General features: G+C 63.8%; 11 protein-coding genes and 1 tRNA gene. All 12 read left to right on the top strand.

Annotated features, from left to right (window positions below):
• Nucleotides 1–356 precede the first annotated feature (356 nt).
• The 12 genes from AC6A67_RS16975 (at nucleotide 357) to fusA (ending at nucleotide 16903) form a co-directional block, all read left to right on the top strand.
• A tRNA-Trp gene (locus tag AC6A67_RS16975) sits at nucleotides 357–433 on the top strand.
• A 463-nt stretch (nucleotides 434–896) separates the two neighbouring features.
• Nucleotides 897–1094 carry a preprotein translocase subunit SecE gene (secE, locus tag AC6A67_RS16970; RefSeq protein WP_498037746.1) on the top strand — a complete coding sequence of 66 codons (198 nt, stop codon included), beginning with the start codon at nucleotides 897–899 and terminating at the stop codon, nucleotides 1092–1094.
• 12 nt (nucleotides 1095–1106) lie between these two features.
• Complete coding sequence (nusG, locus tag AC6A67_RS16965) at nucleotides 1107–1637, top strand: transcription termination/antitermination protein NusG (RefSeq protein ID WP_498037745.1); 531 nt, start codon at nucleotides 1107–1109, stop codon at nucleotides 1635–1637.
• Nucleotides 1638–1974: 337 nt separating this feature from the next.
• Nucleotides 1975–2424 carry a 50S ribosomal protein L11 gene (gene rplK / locus AC6A67_RS16960; protein ID WP_498037744.1) on the top strand — a complete coding sequence of 150 codons (450 nt, stop codon included), beginning with the start codon at nucleotides 1975–1977 and terminating at the stop codon, nucleotides 2422–2424.
• 12 nt (nucleotides 2425–2436) lie between these two features.
• Entirely contained in the window at nucleotides 2437–3138 is a 702-nt protein-coding gene (rplA, locus tag AC6A67_RS16955) for a 50S ribosomal protein L1 (RefSeq protein WP_498037743.1), read from the top strand.
• 486 nt (nucleotides 3139–3624) lie between these two features.
• Nucleotides 3625–4140, top strand: a complete 516-nt coding sequence (gene rplJ / locus AC6A67_RS16950) for a 50S ribosomal protein L10 (RefSeq protein ID WP_498037742.1) — start codon at nucleotides 3625–3627, stop codon at nucleotides 4138–4140.
• A 48-nt stretch (nucleotides 4141–4188) separates the two neighbouring features.
• Nucleotides 4189–4560, top strand: a complete 372-nt coding sequence (rplL, locus tag AC6A67_RS16945) for a 50S ribosomal protein L7/L12 (RefSeq protein ID WP_498037741.1) — start codon at nucleotides 4189–4191, stop codon at nucleotides 4558–4560.
• 219 nt (nucleotides 4561–4779) lie between these two features.
• Nucleotides 4780–8910 carry a DNA-directed RNA polymerase subunit beta gene (rpoB, locus tag AC6A67_RS16940; protein ID WP_498037740.1) on the top strand — a complete coding sequence of 1377 codons (4131 nt, stop codon included), beginning with the start codon at nucleotides 4780–4782 and terminating at the stop codon, nucleotides 8908–8910.
• 117 nt (nucleotides 8911–9027) lie between these two features.
• A complete protein-coding gene (gene rpoC / locus AC6A67_RS16935; protein ID WP_498037739.1) occupies nucleotides 9028–13239 on the top strand; it encodes a DNA-directed RNA polymerase subunit beta' in 4212 nt (1403 codons plus the stop codon).
• Nucleotides 13240–13858: 619 nt separating this feature from the next.
• Nucleotides 13859–14230, top strand: a complete 372-nt coding sequence (gene rpsL, locus AC6A67_RS16930; RefSeq protein WP_132010708.1) for a 30S ribosomal protein S12 — start codon at nucleotides 13859–13861, stop codon at nucleotides 14228–14230.
• A 102-nt stretch (nucleotides 14231–14332) separates the two neighbouring features.
• Complete coding sequence (rpsG, locus tag AC6A67_RS16925; protein WP_498037738.1) at nucleotides 14333–14803, top strand: 30S ribosomal protein S7; 471 nt, start codon at nucleotides 14333–14335, stop codon at nucleotides 14801–14803.
• Between the two features lie 27 nt (nucleotides 14804–14830).
• Complete coding sequence (gene fusA / locus AC6A67_RS16920) at nucleotides 14831–16903, top strand: elongation factor G (protein ID WP_498037737.1); 2073 nt, start codon at nucleotides 14831–14833, stop codon at nucleotides 16901–16903.
• The last annotated feature ends 58 nt before the right edge of the window (nucleotides 16904–16961 follow it).

Below are 16961 nucleotides of genomic sequence, written 5' to 3'. Positions count from 1 at the left end.
AACGCCTGGCCCCAGCGGCCACAGCGTCAACTTCAGCGGCGTCGCCTTCGGGCGACGCCGTTTTGCTTTGCGGGACCGTCGGCCCGGCGTCTTCGACGGGGAGGGGGCGCCAATGATGGCGTCATGGCTGGTTGCCTCTACTGCGGACGCGCAACTGTCGTCGCGCCCGCGGCCCAGACGCGCAAGGCGCAACGGCCATGCGGCGCGCGGCCCAGGGCTGGCCGCCCGCCATGATCGTCGCGGCTGGGGAAAACCGGAGCGCGGTGTTTCAACGCTGCGGCAGGGGCCTTGCAAGCCCCGGCGCATTGGTGCATGTAGCGCTCACGCAAGACGCGCTGTGCGCGTTTCTCGCCGCTAGGAGTGTAGCTCAATCGGCTAGAGCACCGGTCTCCAAAACCGGGGGTTGGGGGTTCGAGTCCCTCCACTCCTGCCAGCGGTTCCGCCGCTGGCAGGTTTTTTGCGTTTGGGCCCGCGGTGGCGTTCGCGTGGCAGTAGCCCGCCATGCAGATCGCTGGCTTTGTGCCCCGCCGGTTAGCGCTTCGACCGACGGCAGCGCCAGCGCCCTTCGTCGGCGCCTTCAGCGTCAGCCTGTTTCTGCTTCATCCAGTTTGAGCTTCATGCGACATGAGTGTGGCTGGGGTTGCTGATTCTGGCGCCGGCGGCTGACGGCAGGCGCCGGGGCGCAAGCGGATGCGGCGTTTCACTGACGCAGCGGCCATGGCCCCTGGGGCGCCCGTCCTGTGTTGCTCCTGCAAGGAGGGGCTTGACGCAGGGGGGGCAGATCGTCCCTATGTCGTAACAATTCCGGACCCATGTGGTCTGGCACCCTTGCACTGGCATTCTTGCCTGGCACTCTTGCACCGAGGAGCGGGCCGCACTGGCGGCGCCGGCAGATAATGGCGAAGACTAGCCCTGTTGAATTTATCCAGCAGGTTGGCAAGGAGGCCTCGAAGGTCACCTGGCCGACCCGCAAGGAGACAATGATCACCACGGCCATGGTGTTTGTGATGGTGATCATCGCTGCGATCTTCTTCGTCGCAGCCGATCAGGTCATCCGCTTCGCCGTCAGCCTGATCATCGGCATCGGTCGCTAAGGAGGGCATGACATGGCCATGCGCTGGTACATCGTTCACGCCTATTCGAACTTTGAGAACAAGGTGGCCCAGTCGATCCGCGACCAGATCGCGCAGCGGGGGCTTGAGGACAAGTTCGAAGAAGTGCTGGTGCCGACCGAGAAGGTCGTTGAGGTGCGCCGTGGCCGCAAGGTCGAGGCCGAGCGCAAGTTTTTCCCCGGCTACGTGCTGGTGAAATGCGACCTCACCGACGAAGTGCACTATTTGATCAAGAACACCCCGAAGGTCACCGGCTTCCTTGGCCAGGACCAGAAGCCGATGCCGATCTCGGAAGCCGAGGCCATGCGCATCAAGGGCCAGGTCCAGGATGGCGTCGAGCGGCCGAAGCCCTCCGTCAGCTTCGAGGTTGGCGAGACCGTCAAGGTCTCCGATGGTCCGTTCGCCTCGTTCAGCGGCGTTGTCGAGGAAGTCGACGAGGCCCGCTCGCGCCTCAAGGTCGCGGTGTCGATCTTCGGTCGCGCCACGCCAGTCGACCTCGAGTTCGCCCAGGTCGAAAAGGTCTGAACCCGTCGCCCTTCCGGTTGGGGAGGGCAGGGGGTAATGAAACGCCGCGTTCGCCTGCGAACGCGGCGTTTGCATGTCGATGTCCCGGGGGGCGCCACGCGCAAGGTCAAGGCCAAGGTCAAGGCCACGCCGTGGCGCGGCCTGCGGCGCCGGTCTTGCGCGAGCACGCTGGGGCGTTGACAGAATCGCGTTTGGGCTTTAACCAACGCGCTTCTCAAACGCCGTGGGAGTCACGCCGGTCGCCAGCCGGAGTTCGTGGCGCACCGCGGTCTGCGCAGAACCCGGACGCCAGGCGATTTCGCCTGATGCGCCGGGCGCTTTTGTTTCTGGAGCAGTTATGGCTAAAAAAGTAGTTGGCTACATCAAGCTCGAGGTGCCTGCCGGCGCCGCGAACCCGTCGCCGCCGATCGGTCCTGCGCTCGGTCAGCGCGGTCTGAACATCATGGAGTTCTGCAAGGCCTTCAATGCGAAGACCGCGCAGATTGAGAAGGGCACCCCGATCCCGGTGATCATCACCGCGTTCGCTGACCGCTCCTTCACCTTCGAGATGAAGCAGCCGCCGGTGACGTTCTTCCTCAAGAAGGCCGCCAATCTGAAGATCGGCAAGAAGCCTGCTTCCGGCTCGAAGACCCCGGGCAAGGGCGCCGCCGTCGCCAAGGTGACCGAAGCCCAGATCCGTGAGATCGCCGAGAAGAAGATGGTCGACCTCAACTGCGACAGCGTTGAAGCCGCCATGTCCATGATCCGTGGCTCGGCCCGGTCCATGGGCGTCGAAGTCGTCGCCTGAGGGAGATAGAGCATGGCCCGTATTTCCAAGCGCGTCGCCGCCAGCCGTGAAGGTCTGGACCGCAACTCCGTGTTCACCCTTGAGGACGCTGTCAAGCAGCTCAAGGCCCGCGCCAGCGCCAAGTTCGACGAGACCGTTGAGATCTCGATGAACCTCGGCGTTGACCCGCGTCACGCCGACCAGATGGTCCGTGGCGTCTGCAACCTGCCGAACGGCTCGGGCCGCACCGTGCGCGTCGCCGTGTTCGCACGTGGCGCCAAGGCTGATGAGGCCAAGGCTGCTGGCGCAGACGTGGTGGGCGCCGAGGACCTGCTCGAGCAGATCCAGGGCGGCAACATCAATTTCGACCGCTGCATCGCCACCCCGGACATGATGGGTCTGGTCGGTCGTCTCGGTAAGGTGCTTGGCCCGCGCGGCCTGATGCCGAACCCGCGCGTCGGCACCGTGACCATGGACGTCGCTGGCGCCGTTGGCGCAGCCAAGGGCGGCGCTGTCGAGTTCCGCGTCGAGAAGGCTGGCATCATCCATGCTGGCGTCGGCAAGGCCTCGTTCGACGACGCCAAGCTGGTCGAGAACATCCGCGCCTTCGTTGACGCCGTCGCCAAGGCGCGCCCGACAGGCGCCAAGGGCACTTACATCCAGCGCGTCGCGGTCTCCTCCACCATGGGTCCGGGCCTGCGCGTCGAGCTGGCCAGCGCCACGACCGCTGCGTAAATCAAGGCGGCTAGCCTGCCCGCAACAGCCGCCATGTGGGACCTGCCCTGGCAGGTTCCACTTGGCAAATGGCCGCGGAAGGACTATCTAACCCGCTACGACAACATGGATGTCCGAGGCAGATTCGCCCGGGCGTTCACTGAAATCCGCCCCACAAGGGTGGTTGTGGCTGGAACGGCAGGATGACCCTTCTGCCGGGCTGGCCATATGTCCTGTCCGAGACTGCAGGCGCCGCGCGGGTATCCGCAACGCTTAATTTCATTTGAGGCCAGCACAGACGGGTCTGACCGAAATTTCTGGGTATCTGCTGCGTTTGCCGCAGCGTCAGCCAGCGTAACGGTTCGAACCTCGAGCACCAGGCGCAGCCCAAGGGCAGCGTGCTGGGGACAGGGCTTGCGAGCGTCGCCGCGTTTCCGATCAGGGGCGCAGGCGACATGTGCAGCCGGCGATCTGGAATTATCCATTTCGCCAACCGGAGAGAGCCCAGTGGACAGAGCAGCAAAAGCTGACCTCGTCGCGTCTCTCAACGACGTGTTCGCGAACACGGGCGTTGTGGTCGTGGCCCACTACGCGGGCCTTTCGGTCGCTGACATGCAGAAGCTCCGCAAGGAGATGAAGCAGGCCGGCGCAACCGTTAAGGTCGCGAAAAACCGCATCGCCAAGATCGCTCTCGAAGGCAAGGACGTCGCTTCCATCGCTCCCCTTCTGAAGGGGCCGACCCTGCTGGCTTACAGCAGTGATCCGGTGGCGGCGCCGAAGGTGGCTACCGAGTTCGCCAAGACCAACGACAAGTTCAAGGTCCTTGGCGGCGCGATGGGCGTCACTTCCCTCAACGCAGACGGTGTGAAGGCTCTGGCCTCGCTGCCGTCGCTCGACGAACTGCGTGGTACGCTGATCGGCCTGGTCCAGGCTCCGGCGACCAAGATCGCGCAGCTCTCGACCGCTCCGGCCGCAAAGCTGGCGCGTGTGTTTGGGGCCTATGCCAACAAAGACGCGGCTTGAGGTCTTTAAGACCCTGTCAAAGTTCGAACAATTTCAGGAAAGTTAATCATGGCTGATCTGGCTAAACTCGTCGACGACCTGTCGGCTCTGACCGTTCTCGAGGCCGCTGAGCTGGCCAAGCTTCTCGAAGAGAAGTGGGGCGTTTCCGCCGCCGCCGCCGTGGCTGTCGCCGCTGCTCCGGCCGCCGCCGCTGCTGCTGCTGAAGAGAAGACCGAGTTCAACGTTGTCCTGGCTTCGGCTGGCGACAAGAAGATTGAGGTCATCAAGGAAGTCCGCGCCCTCACCGGCCTGGGCCTGAAGGAAGCCAAGGACCTGGTCGAAGGCGCTCCGAAGACCCTCAAGGAAGGTGTCGCCAAGGACGAAGCCAACAAGATCAAGGAACAGCTTGAGAAGGCTGGCGCCAAGGTCGAGCTCACCTGATCAGGTTTGCGGTTGCGCCTCGCAGCCGCCCGATCATGCATACAGGCGGTCCCGGAGGATTCCTCCGGGGCCGTCAAGCCGTCTCCGGCATAAGGCCGGATTTGGCCCGCGGCGTCGCCGCTTACAGGATTTCTGGCGCCAATGGCGCCGCGCCTGGCCTGGTCGCCCGCGCTCCGCGCGCTGCAGACCGCCACGGTCGTCTGAATGGTGAGGGACCACATGGCTCAGACCAACACCAGCAGGAAACGCCTCCGCAAGTTCTTTGGTCATATCACCGAAGTCGCGGAGATGCCGAACCTCATCGAGGTTCAAAAGGCGTCCTATGACCAGTTTCTGTTGGTTGAAGAGCCTGAAGGCGGGCGCCCGGACGAAGGCCTCGAAGCGGTGTTCCGCTCGGTCTTCCCGATTGGCGATTTTTCCGGCGCCTCGCTGCTCGAGTTCGTCAAATACACCTTCGAAGCGCCGAAGTACGACGTTGACGAGTGCCGTCAGCGCGGCCTGACCTTCGCTGCGCCGCTCAAGGTGACCCTGCGCCTGATCGTGTTCGATATTGATGAAGACACCGGCGCCAAGTCGGTGAAGGACATCAAGGAGCAGGACGTCTACATGGGCGACATCCCGCTCATGACGGCCAATGGCACCTTTATCGTCAACGGGACCGAGCGCGTCATCGTCTCGCAGATGCACCGTTCGCCGGGCGTGTTCTTCGACCACGACAAGGGCAAGACCCATTCGTCGGGCAAGCTGCTGTTCGCCGCCCGCATCATTCCGTATCGCGGTTCCTGGCTCGACATCGAGTTCGACGCCAAGGACATCGTCTATGCGCGCATCGACCGTCGCCGCAAGATTCCGGTGACGTCGCTGCTGTACGCGCTTGGCCTGGACGGCGAGGGCATCCTCTCGACCTTCTACAAGCAGATCATGTACACGAAGGACAAGCACGGCTGGCGCGTGCCCTTCGACGCAGAGCGCATGAAGGGCTTCAAGGCCACCGTCGACATGATCGACGCCGAGACCGGCGAGGTGGTGATCGAGGCTGGCCGCAAGCTGACCGTGCGCACCGCCCGCCAGCTGGGCGAGAAGGGCCTCAAGTTCCTGCGCGCCACCGATGAGGACGTCATCGGCCAGTATATCGCCGAGGACCTCGTCAATCCGGCGACCGGCGAGATTTTCGCCGAAGCTGGCGAGGAGCTGACCGACAAGCTGCTGAAGGCGCTGGACGAGGCTGGCTTCGACGAGCTGCCGATCCTCGACATCGACCACGTCACCATCGGCCCGTACATCCGCAACACGCTCGCCGTCGACAAGAACTCGGCGCGCGAAGAGGCGCTGTTCGACATCTACCGCGTCATGCGTCCGGGCGAGCCGCCGACGCTGGAGGCGGCTGAGGCCATGTTCCACTCGCTGTTCTTCGACAGCGAGCGCTACGATCTGTCCGCCGTTGGCCGCGTCAAGATGAACATGCGTCTTGACCTCGACTGCCCCGACACCACCCGCACGCTCCGCAAGGAAGACATGCTGGCCGTGGTCAAGGCGCTGGTCGACCTGCGCGACGGCAAGGGCGAGGTCGATGACATCGACCACCTCGGCAACCGCCGTGTCCGCTCGGTCGGCGAGCTGATGGAGAACCAGTATCGTCTGGGTCTGCTGCGCATGGAGCGCGCCATCAAGGAGCGCATGTCCTCGGTCGACATCGACACCGTGATGCCGCAGGACCTGATCAACGCCAAGCCGGCCGCCGCCGCGGTGCGTGAGTTCTTTGGCTCGTCGCAGCTGTCGCAGTTCATGGACCAGACCAACCCGCTGTCGGAAGTCACGCACAAGCGTCGTCTGTCGGCGCTTGGCCCGGGCGGTCTGACCCGCGAGCGCGCGGGCTTCGAAGTCCGCGACGTGCACACGACGCACTACGGCCGCATTTGCCCGATTGAGACCCCTGAAGGTCCGAACATCGGTCTGATCAACTCGCTGGCCACCTTCGCGCGCGTCAACAAATACGGCTTCATCGAGGCCCCGTATCGCGCCGTGCGCGATGGCGTGGTGACCGACGAGGTCGTGTATCTGTCGGCGATGGAAGAGGCGAAGTACAACGTCGCCCAGGCCAACGCTGTCATCGGCGACGATGGCCGTCTGGCTGAGGAACTGGTGGTTTGCCGCCACTCCGGCGACGTCATCGTGCTGCCGCCAGACCGCGTCGACTTCATGGACGTGTCGCCGAAGCAGGTGGTTTCGGTCGCTGCGGCGCTGATCCCGTTCCTTGAGAACGACGACGCCAACCGCGCGCTGATGGGCTCGAACATGCAGCGCCAGGCGGTGCCGCTGGTCAAGGCCGATGCGCCGTTCGTCGGCACCGGCATGGAAAGCGTGGTCGCCCGTGACTCGGGCGCGGCCATCGCCGCCCGCCGCACCGGCATCGTCGACCAGGTTGACGCCACCCGTATCGTGGTGCGCGCCACGGAAGATCTCGACCCGACCCGTTCGGGCGTCGACATCTACCGCCTGATGAAGTTCCAGCGTTCGAACCAGAACACCTGCATCAACCAGCGTCCGCTGGTGAAGGTGGGCGACTTCGTGCGCAAGGGCGACATCATCGCTGACGGTCCGTCGACGGATCTGGGCGAGCTGGCGCTGGGCCGCAACTGCCTCGTCGCGTTCATGCCGTGGAACGGCTACAACTTCGAGGACTCGATCCTGCTCTCCGAGCGTATCGTGCGTGACGACGTGTTCACCTCGATCCACCTCGAAGAGTTTGAGGTGATGGCCCGTGACACCAAGCTGGGTCCGGAAGAAATCACCCGCGACATTCCGAACGTTTCGGAAGAGACGCTGAAGAACCTCGACGAAGCCGGCATCGTGTACGTCGGCGCCGAAGTGCACGCGGGCGACATTCTGGTCGGCAAGATCACGCCCAAGGGCGAAAGCCCGATGACGCCGGAAGAGAAGCTGCTGCGCGCCATCTTCGGCGAGAAGGCCTCTGACGTGCGCGACACCTCGCTGCGCGTGCCGCCGGGCGTCACCGGCACCATCGTCGAAGTGCGCGTGTTCAATCGCCACGGCGTCGACAAGGACGAGCGCGCCCAGGCCATCGAGCGCGAAGAGATCGAGCGTCTGGCCAAGGACCGTGACGACGAGCAGGCGATCCTCGATCGCAACGTCTTCGCCCGTCTCGCCGAGGTGCTGATCGGTCAGGCCGCCATCGCCGGCCCGAAGGGGTCGAAGAAGGACGTCGAGATCACCCGCGCCGTGCTCGAAGAGCACCCGCGCTCGCAGTGGTGGCAGTTCGCCGTCGCCAACGATCAGCTGATGAGCGAGATCGAGGCGATGCGGAAGCAGTACGACGAGTCCAAGAAGCGTCTGGAGCAGCGCTTCCTCGACAAGGTCGAGAAGGTGCAGCGCGGCGACGAGCTGCTGCCTGGCGTGATGAAGATGGTCAAGGTCTTCATCGCGGTGAAGCGCAAGATCCAGCCAGGCGACAAGATGGCTGGCCGTCACGGCAACAAGGGCGTGGTGTCGCGCATCCTGCCGATCGAGGACATGCCGTTCCTTGAGGACGGCACCCACGTCGACGTGGTGCTCAACCCGCTGGGCGTGCCGAGCCGCATGAACGTCGGCCAGATTCTGGAGACGCATCTGGGCTGGGCCGCCGCCGGTCTCGGCAAGCAGATTGGCGCCACGGTCGACGCTTACCTGCGCGACGGCGAAGTGCAGCAACTGCGTGAGAAGCTGAACGACGTCTATGAGGGCCACCCGCTGATCAATGAGCTCGACAAGGACGAGCTGGTTGAGCTGGGTGAGAACCTGCGGCGCGGCGTGCCGATGGCGACTCCGGTGTTCGATGGCGCGCGTGAGAGCGACATTGAGGCCATGCTGGAGAAGGCAGGCGTCAATCGCACTGGCCAGTCGACCGTCTATGACGGCCGCACCGGCGAGGCCTTCGACCGTCAGGTCACGGTCGGCTACATCTACATCCTGAAGCTGCACCACCTGGTCGACGACAAGATCCACGCCCGTTCGATCGGTCCGTACTCGCTCGTCACCCAGCAGCCGTTGGGCGGCAAGGCCCAGTTCGGCGGCCAGCGCTTCGGTGAGATGGAGGTGTGGGCGCTCGAGGCCTATGGCGCGGCGTACACCCTGCAGGAAATGCTCACCGTCAAGTCGGACGACGTGGCTGGCCGCACCAAGGTCTATGAGGCCATCGTGCGTGGCGACGACACCTTCGAGGCTGGCATTCCGGAGAGCTTCAACGTGCTCGTGAAGGAAATGCGGTCGCTCGGCATGAATGTCGAACTGCTCAATTCCAAGCAGATCGACGCCGAGGCGGAAGGCGTCCCGCCGGCAGAGGCCGCCGAGTAAGTTTGCGTCAGCGCGCGCCCCGGTTCGCCGGGGCGCAGTTTTCCAGCGGAGCCACGCGCTCCCGGGGAAGGGTCAGGGCCACGGGCCGCCCTTCCGGATGAATTTCAGGAGATGGTGATGAATCAAGAGGTCATGAATCTCTTCAACACCCAGGCGCCGGCGCAGACCTTCGACAGGATCAAGATCTCGATCGCCAGCCCGGAAAAAATCCTTTCCTGGTCGTTCGGCGAGATCAAGAAGCCGGAAACCATCAACTATCGTACGTTCAAGCCCGAGCGTGACGGCCTGTTCTGCGCCCGCATCTTTGGTCCGATCAAGGACTATGAGTGCCTGTGCGGCAAGTACAAGCGCATGAAGTACAAGGGCGTGATCTGCGAGAAGTGCGGCGTGGAAGTGACGCTGGCCCGCGTCCGTCGCGAGCGCATGGGTCACATCGAGCTGGCCGCGCCGGTCGCGCACATCTGGTTCCTGAAGTCGCTGCCGTCGCGCATCGGCCTGCTGCTTGACATGACGCTCAAGGATCTTGAGCGCATCCTGTATTTCGAATCCTATGTCGTGCTTGACGCTGGCATCACGCCGCTCAAGGACCGTCAGCTCTTGTCCGAAGATGATTATCTGCGGGCCCAGGACGAGTATGGCGCCGACAGCTTCACCGCCAAGATTGGCGCTGAGGCCATTCGCGACATGCTGCGCGACATGGATCTGGAGAAGATCTCCGCCGACATCCGCGAAGAGATCGCCACCACCACTTCGGAGCTGAAGCCCAAGAAGCTGATGAAGCGTCTCAAGATCATTGAGGCCTTCCAGCTCTCCGGCAACAAGCCCGAGTGGATGATCCTGACGGTCGTGCCGGTGATCCCGCCGGACCTGCGTCCGCTGGTGCCGCTGGATGGCGGCCGCTTCGCCACGTCGGACCTCAACGACCTGTACCGTCGCGTCATCAACCGTAACAACCGCCTCAAGCGCCTGATCGAGCTGCGCGCTCCGGACATCATCATCCGGAACGAAAAGCGCATGCTGCAGGAATCGGTTGACGCGCTGTTCGACAACGGCCGCCGTGGCCGCGTCATCACCGGCGCCAACAAGCGTCCGCTGAAGTCGCTCGCCGACATGCTGAAGGGCAAGCAGGGCCGCTTCCGCCAGAACCTGCTCGGCAAGCGCGTCGACTATTCTGGCCGTTCGGTCATCGTGGTCGGCCCGGAGATGAAGCTGCACCAGTGCGGCCTGCCGAAGAAGATGGCGCTTGAGCTGTTCAAGCCCTTCATCTACGCGCGCCTCGACGCCAAGGGCCATGCCTCCACCGTGAAGCAGGCCAAGAAGCTGGTGGAGAAGGAAAAGCCGGAGGTCTGGGACATCCTCGACGAGGTGATCCGCGAACATCCGGTGATGCTGAACCGCGCCCCGACCCTGCACCGCCTTGGCATTCAGGCGTTTGAGCCGGTGCTGATCGAGGGCAAGGCCATCCAGCTGCACCCGCTGGTCTGCGCCGCGTTCAACGCTGACTTCGACGGCGACCAGATGGCCGTGCACGTTCCGCTGTCGCTCGAAGCGCAGCTGGAAGCGCGCGTGCTGATGATGTCGACCAACAACATCCTGCACCCTGCCAACGGCGCGCCGATTATCGTGCCGTCGCAGGACATCGTGCTCGGCCTGTACTACATGTCGATGATGGCCGAAGGCATGGACGGTGAGTTCAAGCCCGGCGCCACGCGCAATCCGATGCAGGGCGTCTACGGCGAGATCGGCGAGCTGGAGCACGCGCTGTCGAGCCGCGTCGTGCACCTGCACACCAAAATCAAGTACCGCTGGACCGGCCTCAGCGAGGACGGCGAGCGCGTCACCCGCATCTATGACACCACCCCTGGCCGCGTGCTGCTGTCGCGCGTGCTGCCGGAGCATCCCCGTCTGGGCTTCGAAGTCGTCAACAAGCTGATGACCAAGAAGGAGATTCAGGGTCTGATCGACCTAGTCTACCGCGTCTGCGGCCAGAAGGAATCGGTGATCTTCTGCGACCGCATCATGGCGCTTGGCTTCGCCAACGCCTGCCGCGCCGGCATCTCCTTCGGCAAGGACGACATGGTCGTGCCGCCGAACAAATGGGAGATCGTTGAGCAGACCCGTACGCTGGTCAAGGACTACGAGCAGCAGTACCAGGACGGCCTGATCACCCAGGGCGAGAAGTACAACAAGGTCGTCGACGCCTGGGCCAAGTGCTCGGACAAGCTGGCCGCCGAGATGATGGTCGGCATTTCGACCGTCAAGAAGGACGCCAACGGCCGCGACCTGCCGGTGAACTCCATCTATATGATGGCGCACTCCGGCGCCCGTGGTTCGCCGGCCCAGATGAAGCAGCTCGGCGCCATGCGCGGCCTCATGGCCAAGCCGTCGGGTGAGATCATCGAGAGCGCCATTGTGTCGAACTTCAAGGAAGGCCTCGACGTTCTCGAGTACTTCAACTCGACCCACGGCGCCCGTAAGGGTCTGGCCGACACCGCTCTGAAGACCGCCAACTCGGGTTACCTGACCCGCCGTCTGGTTGACGTCGCCCAGGACGCCGTGATCCGCGAGCCGGATTGCGGCACCGAGAACGGCATCACCATGCGCGCCATCATCGACAGCGGCCAGATCGTCGCCTCGCTGGTGTCGCGTGTGCTGGGTCGCACCGTGGCCGAAGACGTGTTTGACGGTGAGGGTAATGTCCTCGTCGCCAAGGGCGAGATGGTCGAAGAGAAGCACATCGATCTGATCAACGCCGCCAATGTGCAGCAGGTGAAGATCCGCTCGGTGCTGACCTGCCAGTCGAAGAACGGCGTGTGCGCCACCTGCTACGGTCGCGACCTGGCCCGTGGTGAGACCGTCAACATGGGTGAGGCTGTCGGCGTCATCGCCGCCCAGTCGATCGGCGAGCCGGGCACCCAGCTGACCATGCGCACCTTCCACATCGGCGGCGCCGCGCAGATCGCTGACCATTCGTTCCTCGAGACCAATTTCGAGGGCACGGTCAAGATCCGTAACCGCCACGTCGCCCGTAACTCGGACGGCGAACTGATTGCGCTGGCGCGCAATATCTCGATCGTCATCATGGGTCCGGACGGCGAGGAGCGCGCTGCGCACCGCGTGCAATACGGCGCCCGCCTCAAGGTCGACGATGGCGACACGGTCAAGCGCGGCCAGCGTATTGCTGACTGGGATCCTTACACCCGTCCGGTCCTCACCGAGGTCGACGGCGTGGTGGCCTATGAGGATCTGGTCGAAGGCGCCTCGCTCACCGAGACCGTCGACGAGTCGACGGGCATCGCCAAGCGTATGGTCATCGACTGGCGCGGCAGCGCCCGTACGTCGGACCTGAAGCCGGCCATGGTCATCATGCAGGGCGGCAAGATCGCCAAGCTGCAGCGTGGCTCCGACGCCCGTTCGCTGCTCTCGGTCGACGCGATTATCGCCGTCGATCCGGGCGCGACGGTCAAGGCCGGCGACGTGCTGGCGCGTATTCCGATGGACAGCGCCAAGACCCGCGACATCACCGGTGGTCTGCCGCGCGTCGCCGAGCTGTTCGAGGCGCGTCGTCCGAAGGAAGCGGCGATCATCGCCGAGAAGTCGGGCACCGTTCGCTTCGGCCGCGACTACAAGAACAAGCGTCGCCTGTCGCTTGAGCCGCATGACGGTTCAGAGGCGGTCGAGTATCTGATCCCGAAGGGCAAGCACATCCACCTTCAGGACGGCGACGTGGTCGAGGTCGGCGACTTCCTGGTCGACGGCAACCCGGCGCCGCACGACATCCTCGCCATTAAGGGCGTGGAAGAGCTGGCGGCTTACTTGGTCAATGAAATCCAGGAGGTCTACCGTCTGCAGGGCGTGACCATCAACGACAAGCACATCGAGGTGATCGTTCGCCAGATGCTGCAGAAGGTTGAGATCACCGAGCCAGGCGACAGCGAGTTCCTCACCGGCGAGCAGGTCGACCGCTTCGACCTCAATGAGGCCAATACGGCGCTCATCGAGGAAGGGAAGAAGCCGGCTTCGGGCAATCCGGTGCTGCTCGGCATCACCAAGGCGTCGCTGCAGACGCGGTCGTTCATCTCGGCTGCCTCGTTCCAGGAGACGACGCGCGTGCTCACCGAGGCGGCGGTCAACGGCAAGTCGGACAACCTTGAAGGCCTCAAGGAGAACGTCATCGTCGGCTCGCTGATCCCGGCTGGCACCGGCTCGGTCGCCGCGGCGCTACGTGAAGTGGCGACCCGTCGTGACGAGCTTATCCTGGCGCAACACCGCCGTCCGGCGCCGACCCCTGCGGTTCCGCCCCAGGGCATCCTGCCGGCGGGCGAGTAAGTCGTTCACATATTGAACAGGGAAGGGCCGCCGCTTTGGCGGCCCTTTTCATTGGCGTGATGGGTATGCTGACGGGTCTGCGGCGGCTGTGGCGCCGAGCCCACAGAGGCATGCCGGGGACGCGCGGAGGCCCAGACGCAGCTCAGCGGGCCGCGCAGGGCAGGGGGCACGCAGGGGGCCACTGTCGCCTGGCCGGGAATGGGCGTGGTTAACGAAACATTAACCGCCGCTCCGGCCTGCAACACCCGGTTCCGGTTGACGAAACCCGACTCGTTGGTTAGAAGGGGCTCACTCGACAGGCCGTAGGCCATATTGAATCCAGGCGACAGGCCAGGATCCAGCCGCCTAAACGCTGTTCATTTAGCACCCCTGACGCAAGTCAGTCGCCATTGCTGGGGCAAGATCGTGTTTCTGACGCGATCCTCTGCACATGACAGCGCCGGAGGCCGTAAAGGGCCGAGGGCGCGTCTTCGTATTTGGTTGCGCGTGATTCGTGCCCATGCGAGCTGCTGGTTGGGGCGATCCATTGGCGGTGCCTGCGCTTCGGTCTGTCCGTGCGCGACACTGGAAACTTAAGTGGCCGTGCGGGAAACCGGCGGCGTTCGGAAGAGAGAACTCGATGCCGACGATCAGTCAGCTCATTCGCAAGCCGCGTGTTGCGCAGAAGGCTCGCGACAAGGTTCCGGCTCTGCAGGCTTGCCCGCAGAAGCGTGGCGTTTGCACCCGCGTGTACACGACGACCCCGAAGAAGCCGAACTCGGCTCTGCGTAAGGTCGCCAAGGTCCGTCTGACCAATGGCTTTGAAGTCATCGGTTACATCCCGGGCGAAGGTCACAACCTTCAGGAGCACTCCGTGGTCATGATCCGCGGCGGCCGCGTGAAGGACCTTCCGGGCGTGCGCTACCACATCCTGCGCGGCGTGCTTGACACCCAGGGCGTCAAGAACCGCAAGCAGCGTCGTTCGAAGTACGGCGCCAAGCGTCCGAAGTAATTTGATGCGTCGCGGGGAGTGCATCGCCCGCGACACTTTCAACCGAATTGATGCGCCGCCGGCCGGTGGGTTGTGGTGGCGAAGATTTGCAAGGGCTAACAAATGTCCCGTCGTCACAGCGCCGAGAAGCGTGAGATCATTCCAGACGCCAAGTTCCATGACGTGGTCGTGACCAAGTTCATGAACTCGATCATGTACGACGGCAAAAAGTCGTCGGCTGAAGCGATCGTTTACGGCGCATTCGACATCATCGAGGCGCGCGCCAAGGCTGACCCGCTTGAGGTTTTCAAGACCGCTCTTGAGAACGTCGCGCCGGCCATCGAAGTGCGTTCGCGTCGCGTCGGCGGCGCCACCTATCAGGTTCCGGTCGAGGTTCGCACGGAGCGCCGTCAGGCTCTGGCCATTCGCTGGCTGATCCAGGCTGCCCGCAACCGCAACGACCGCACCATGGTGGATCGCCTGTCGGCTGAGCTGCTCGATGCGTCGAACAACCGCGGCAACGCTGTCAAGAAGCGTGAAGACACCCATCGTATGGCCGAAGCGAACCGTGCGTTCTCGCACTATCGCTGGTAACGCGCGTACGGCTTCGGAGAGACGGCAATGGCTCGCACTCACGCTATCGAAGACTATCGTAACTTCGGCATCATGGCCCACATCGATGCCGGCAAGACGACCACGACCGAACGCATCCTGTACTTCACGGGCAAGAACCATCGTATCGGCGAGACGCACGACGGCGCCGCGACCATGGACTTCATGGCCCAGGAGCAGGAGCGCGGCATCACCATCACGTCGGCTGCGACGACGTGCTTCTGGCGCGGCAAGCGCCTGAACATCATCGACACCCCCGGCCACGTCGACTTCACCATTGAGGTCGAGCGTTCGCTGCGCGTGCTGGACGGCGCTGTTTGCGTGCTGGACGGCAACCAGGGCGTCGAGCCGCAGACCGAGACCGTGTGGCGTCAGGCTGACAAGTACGACGTGCCGCGCATCGTGTTCGTCAACAAGATGGACAAGATCGGCGCCGACTTCTACCGCTGCCTCGACGACATCGTCGACCGCGTCGGCGGCAAGCCGGTGGCGCTGCAGATCCCGATTGGCGCCGAGAGCGACTTCCAGGGCGTCGTTGACCTGATCACCATGCAGGCGCTGACCTGGGATGGCGACGCTGGTCACCCGCCGGCCGTTGGCGAGATCCCGGCTGACCTGGCTGACAAGGCTGCTGAGTTCCGCAGCAAGCTGGTTGAAGCCTGCGTCGAGCTCGATGACGACGCCATGGCCGCTTACCTGGACGGCGTTGAGCCGGACGCAGAGCTGATCAAGGTTCTGCTCCGCAAGGCTGTGGCGCTGCGCGCCTTCCATCCGGTGATGTGTGGCTCGGCGTTCAAGAACAAGGGCGTGCAGCCGCTGCTCGACGCCGTTGTCGACTATCTGCCGTCGCCTGCCGACCGTGAAGCCATCGACGGCGTGCTGCCTGACTCGGAAGAGCCGGCCCAGCGCAAGCCGAGCGACAGCGACCCGTTCTCCATGCTCGCGTTCAAAATCATGGACGACCCCTTCGTCGGCACCATCACCTTCTGCCGCGTGTATTCGGGCAAGGTGGAGTCCGGTCAGGGCGTCGCCAACTCGACCCGCGACAAGAAGGAACGCGTCGGCCGCATGCTGCTGATGCACGCCAACAACCGCGAAGACATCAAGGAAGCCTACGCTGGCGACATCGTCGCTCTCGCTGGCCTCAAGGACACCCGGACCGGCGATACGCTCTGCGACCCGCTGAAGCCGATCATCCTTGAGCAGATGGAATTCCCGGAGCCGGTGATCACCATCGCCATCGAGCCGAAGTCGAAGGCTGACCAGGAGAAGCTTGGTCTGGCGCTTGGCAAGCTGGCTGCTGAAGATCCGTCGTTCCGCGTGTCGACCGACCAGGAGTCGGGCCAGACCATTCTGCGCGGCATGGGCGAGCTTCACCTCGACATCAAGGTCGACATCCTGCGCCGCACCTACAAGGTCGACGCCAATGTTGGCGCGCCGCAGGTGGCGTATCGTGAGACCATCACCCGGTCGCACGAGATCGACTACACCCACAAGAAGCAGACCGGCGGCACCGGCCAGTTCGCTCGCGTCAAGTTCATTGTCGAGCCGAATGAGGCGGGCAAGGGCTTTGAGTTCGAGTCGAAGGTTGTCGGCGGTTCGGTGCCCAAGGAGTACATCCCGGGCGTCGAAAAGGGCCTCAACAGCGTCATGACCTCGGGCGTGCTCGCCGGCTTCCCGGTGGTTGACGTCAAGGTGACGCTGATCGACGGCGCCTACCACGAAGTCGACTCGTCGGCTCTGGCCTTCGAAATCGCCTCGCGCGCTGCGCTTCGCGAAGCCCTGCAGAAGGGTGGCGCGGTGCTGCTCGAGCCGGTCATGAAGGTCGAGGTGGTGACTCCTGAGGACTACACGGGTTCGGTTATTGGTGACCTGAACTCCCGTCGTGGCCAGATCCAGGGTCAGGACATGCGCGGCAACGCTGTTGTCGTTAACGCCATGGTCCCGCTGGCTAACATGTTTGGTTACGTGAACCAGCTCCGGTCGTTCAGCCAGGGCCGCGCCAACTACACCATGCAGTTCGACCACTATGAACAGGTTCCGGCTGCGGTCGCGCAGGAGGTTCAGGCGAAATACGCCTGATCCTCACCCACGCAGTAACCAGAACCGATTTGTAATCTGAGAGTTTCAGGGAGCCTAA

The organism is Camelimonas sp. FR25, from assembly GCF_059740505.1.
This window is presented reverse-complemented; position numbering and strand designations above follow the sequence as displayed.

Bases quoted from the DNA above. Each gene is read 5' to 3' on its own strand.
- secE (WP_498037746.1), top strand. From the start codon at position 897: ATGGCGAAGACTAGCCCTGTTGAATTTATCCAGCAGGTTGGCAAGGAG.
- nusG (WP_498037745.1), top strand. From the start codon at position 1,107: ATGGCCATGCGCTGGTACATCGTTCACGCCTATTCGAACTTTGAGAAC.
- rplK (WP_498037744.1), top strand. From the start codon at position 1,975: ATGGCTAAAAAAGTAGTTGGCTACATCAAGCTCGAGGTGCCTGCCGGC.
- rplA (WP_498037743.1), top strand. From the start codon at position 2,437: ATGGCCCGTATTTCCAAGCGCGTCGCCGCCAGCCGTGAAGGTCTGGAC.
- rplL (WP_498037741.1), top strand. From the start codon at position 4,189: ATGGCTGATCTGGCTAAACTCGTCGACGACCTGTCGGCTCTGACCGTT.
- rpoB (WP_498037740.1), top strand. From the start codon at position 4,780: ATGGCTCAGACCAACACCAGCAGGAAACGCCTCCGCAAGTTCTTTGGT.
- rpoC (WP_498037739.1), top strand. From the start codon at position 9,028: ATGAATCAAGAGGTCATGAATCTCTTCAACACCCAGGCGCCGGCGCAG.
- rpsL (WP_132010708.1), top strand. From the start codon at position 13,859: ATGCCGACGATCAGTCAGCTCATTCGCAAGCCGCGTGTTGCGCAGAAG.
- rpsG (WP_498037738.1), top strand. From the start codon at position 14,333: ATGTCCCGTCGTCACAGCGCCGAGAAGCGTGAGATCATTCCAGACGCC.
- fusA (WP_498037737.1), top strand. From the start codon at position 14,831: ATGGCTCGCACTCACGCTATCGAAGACTATCGTAACTTCGGCATCATG.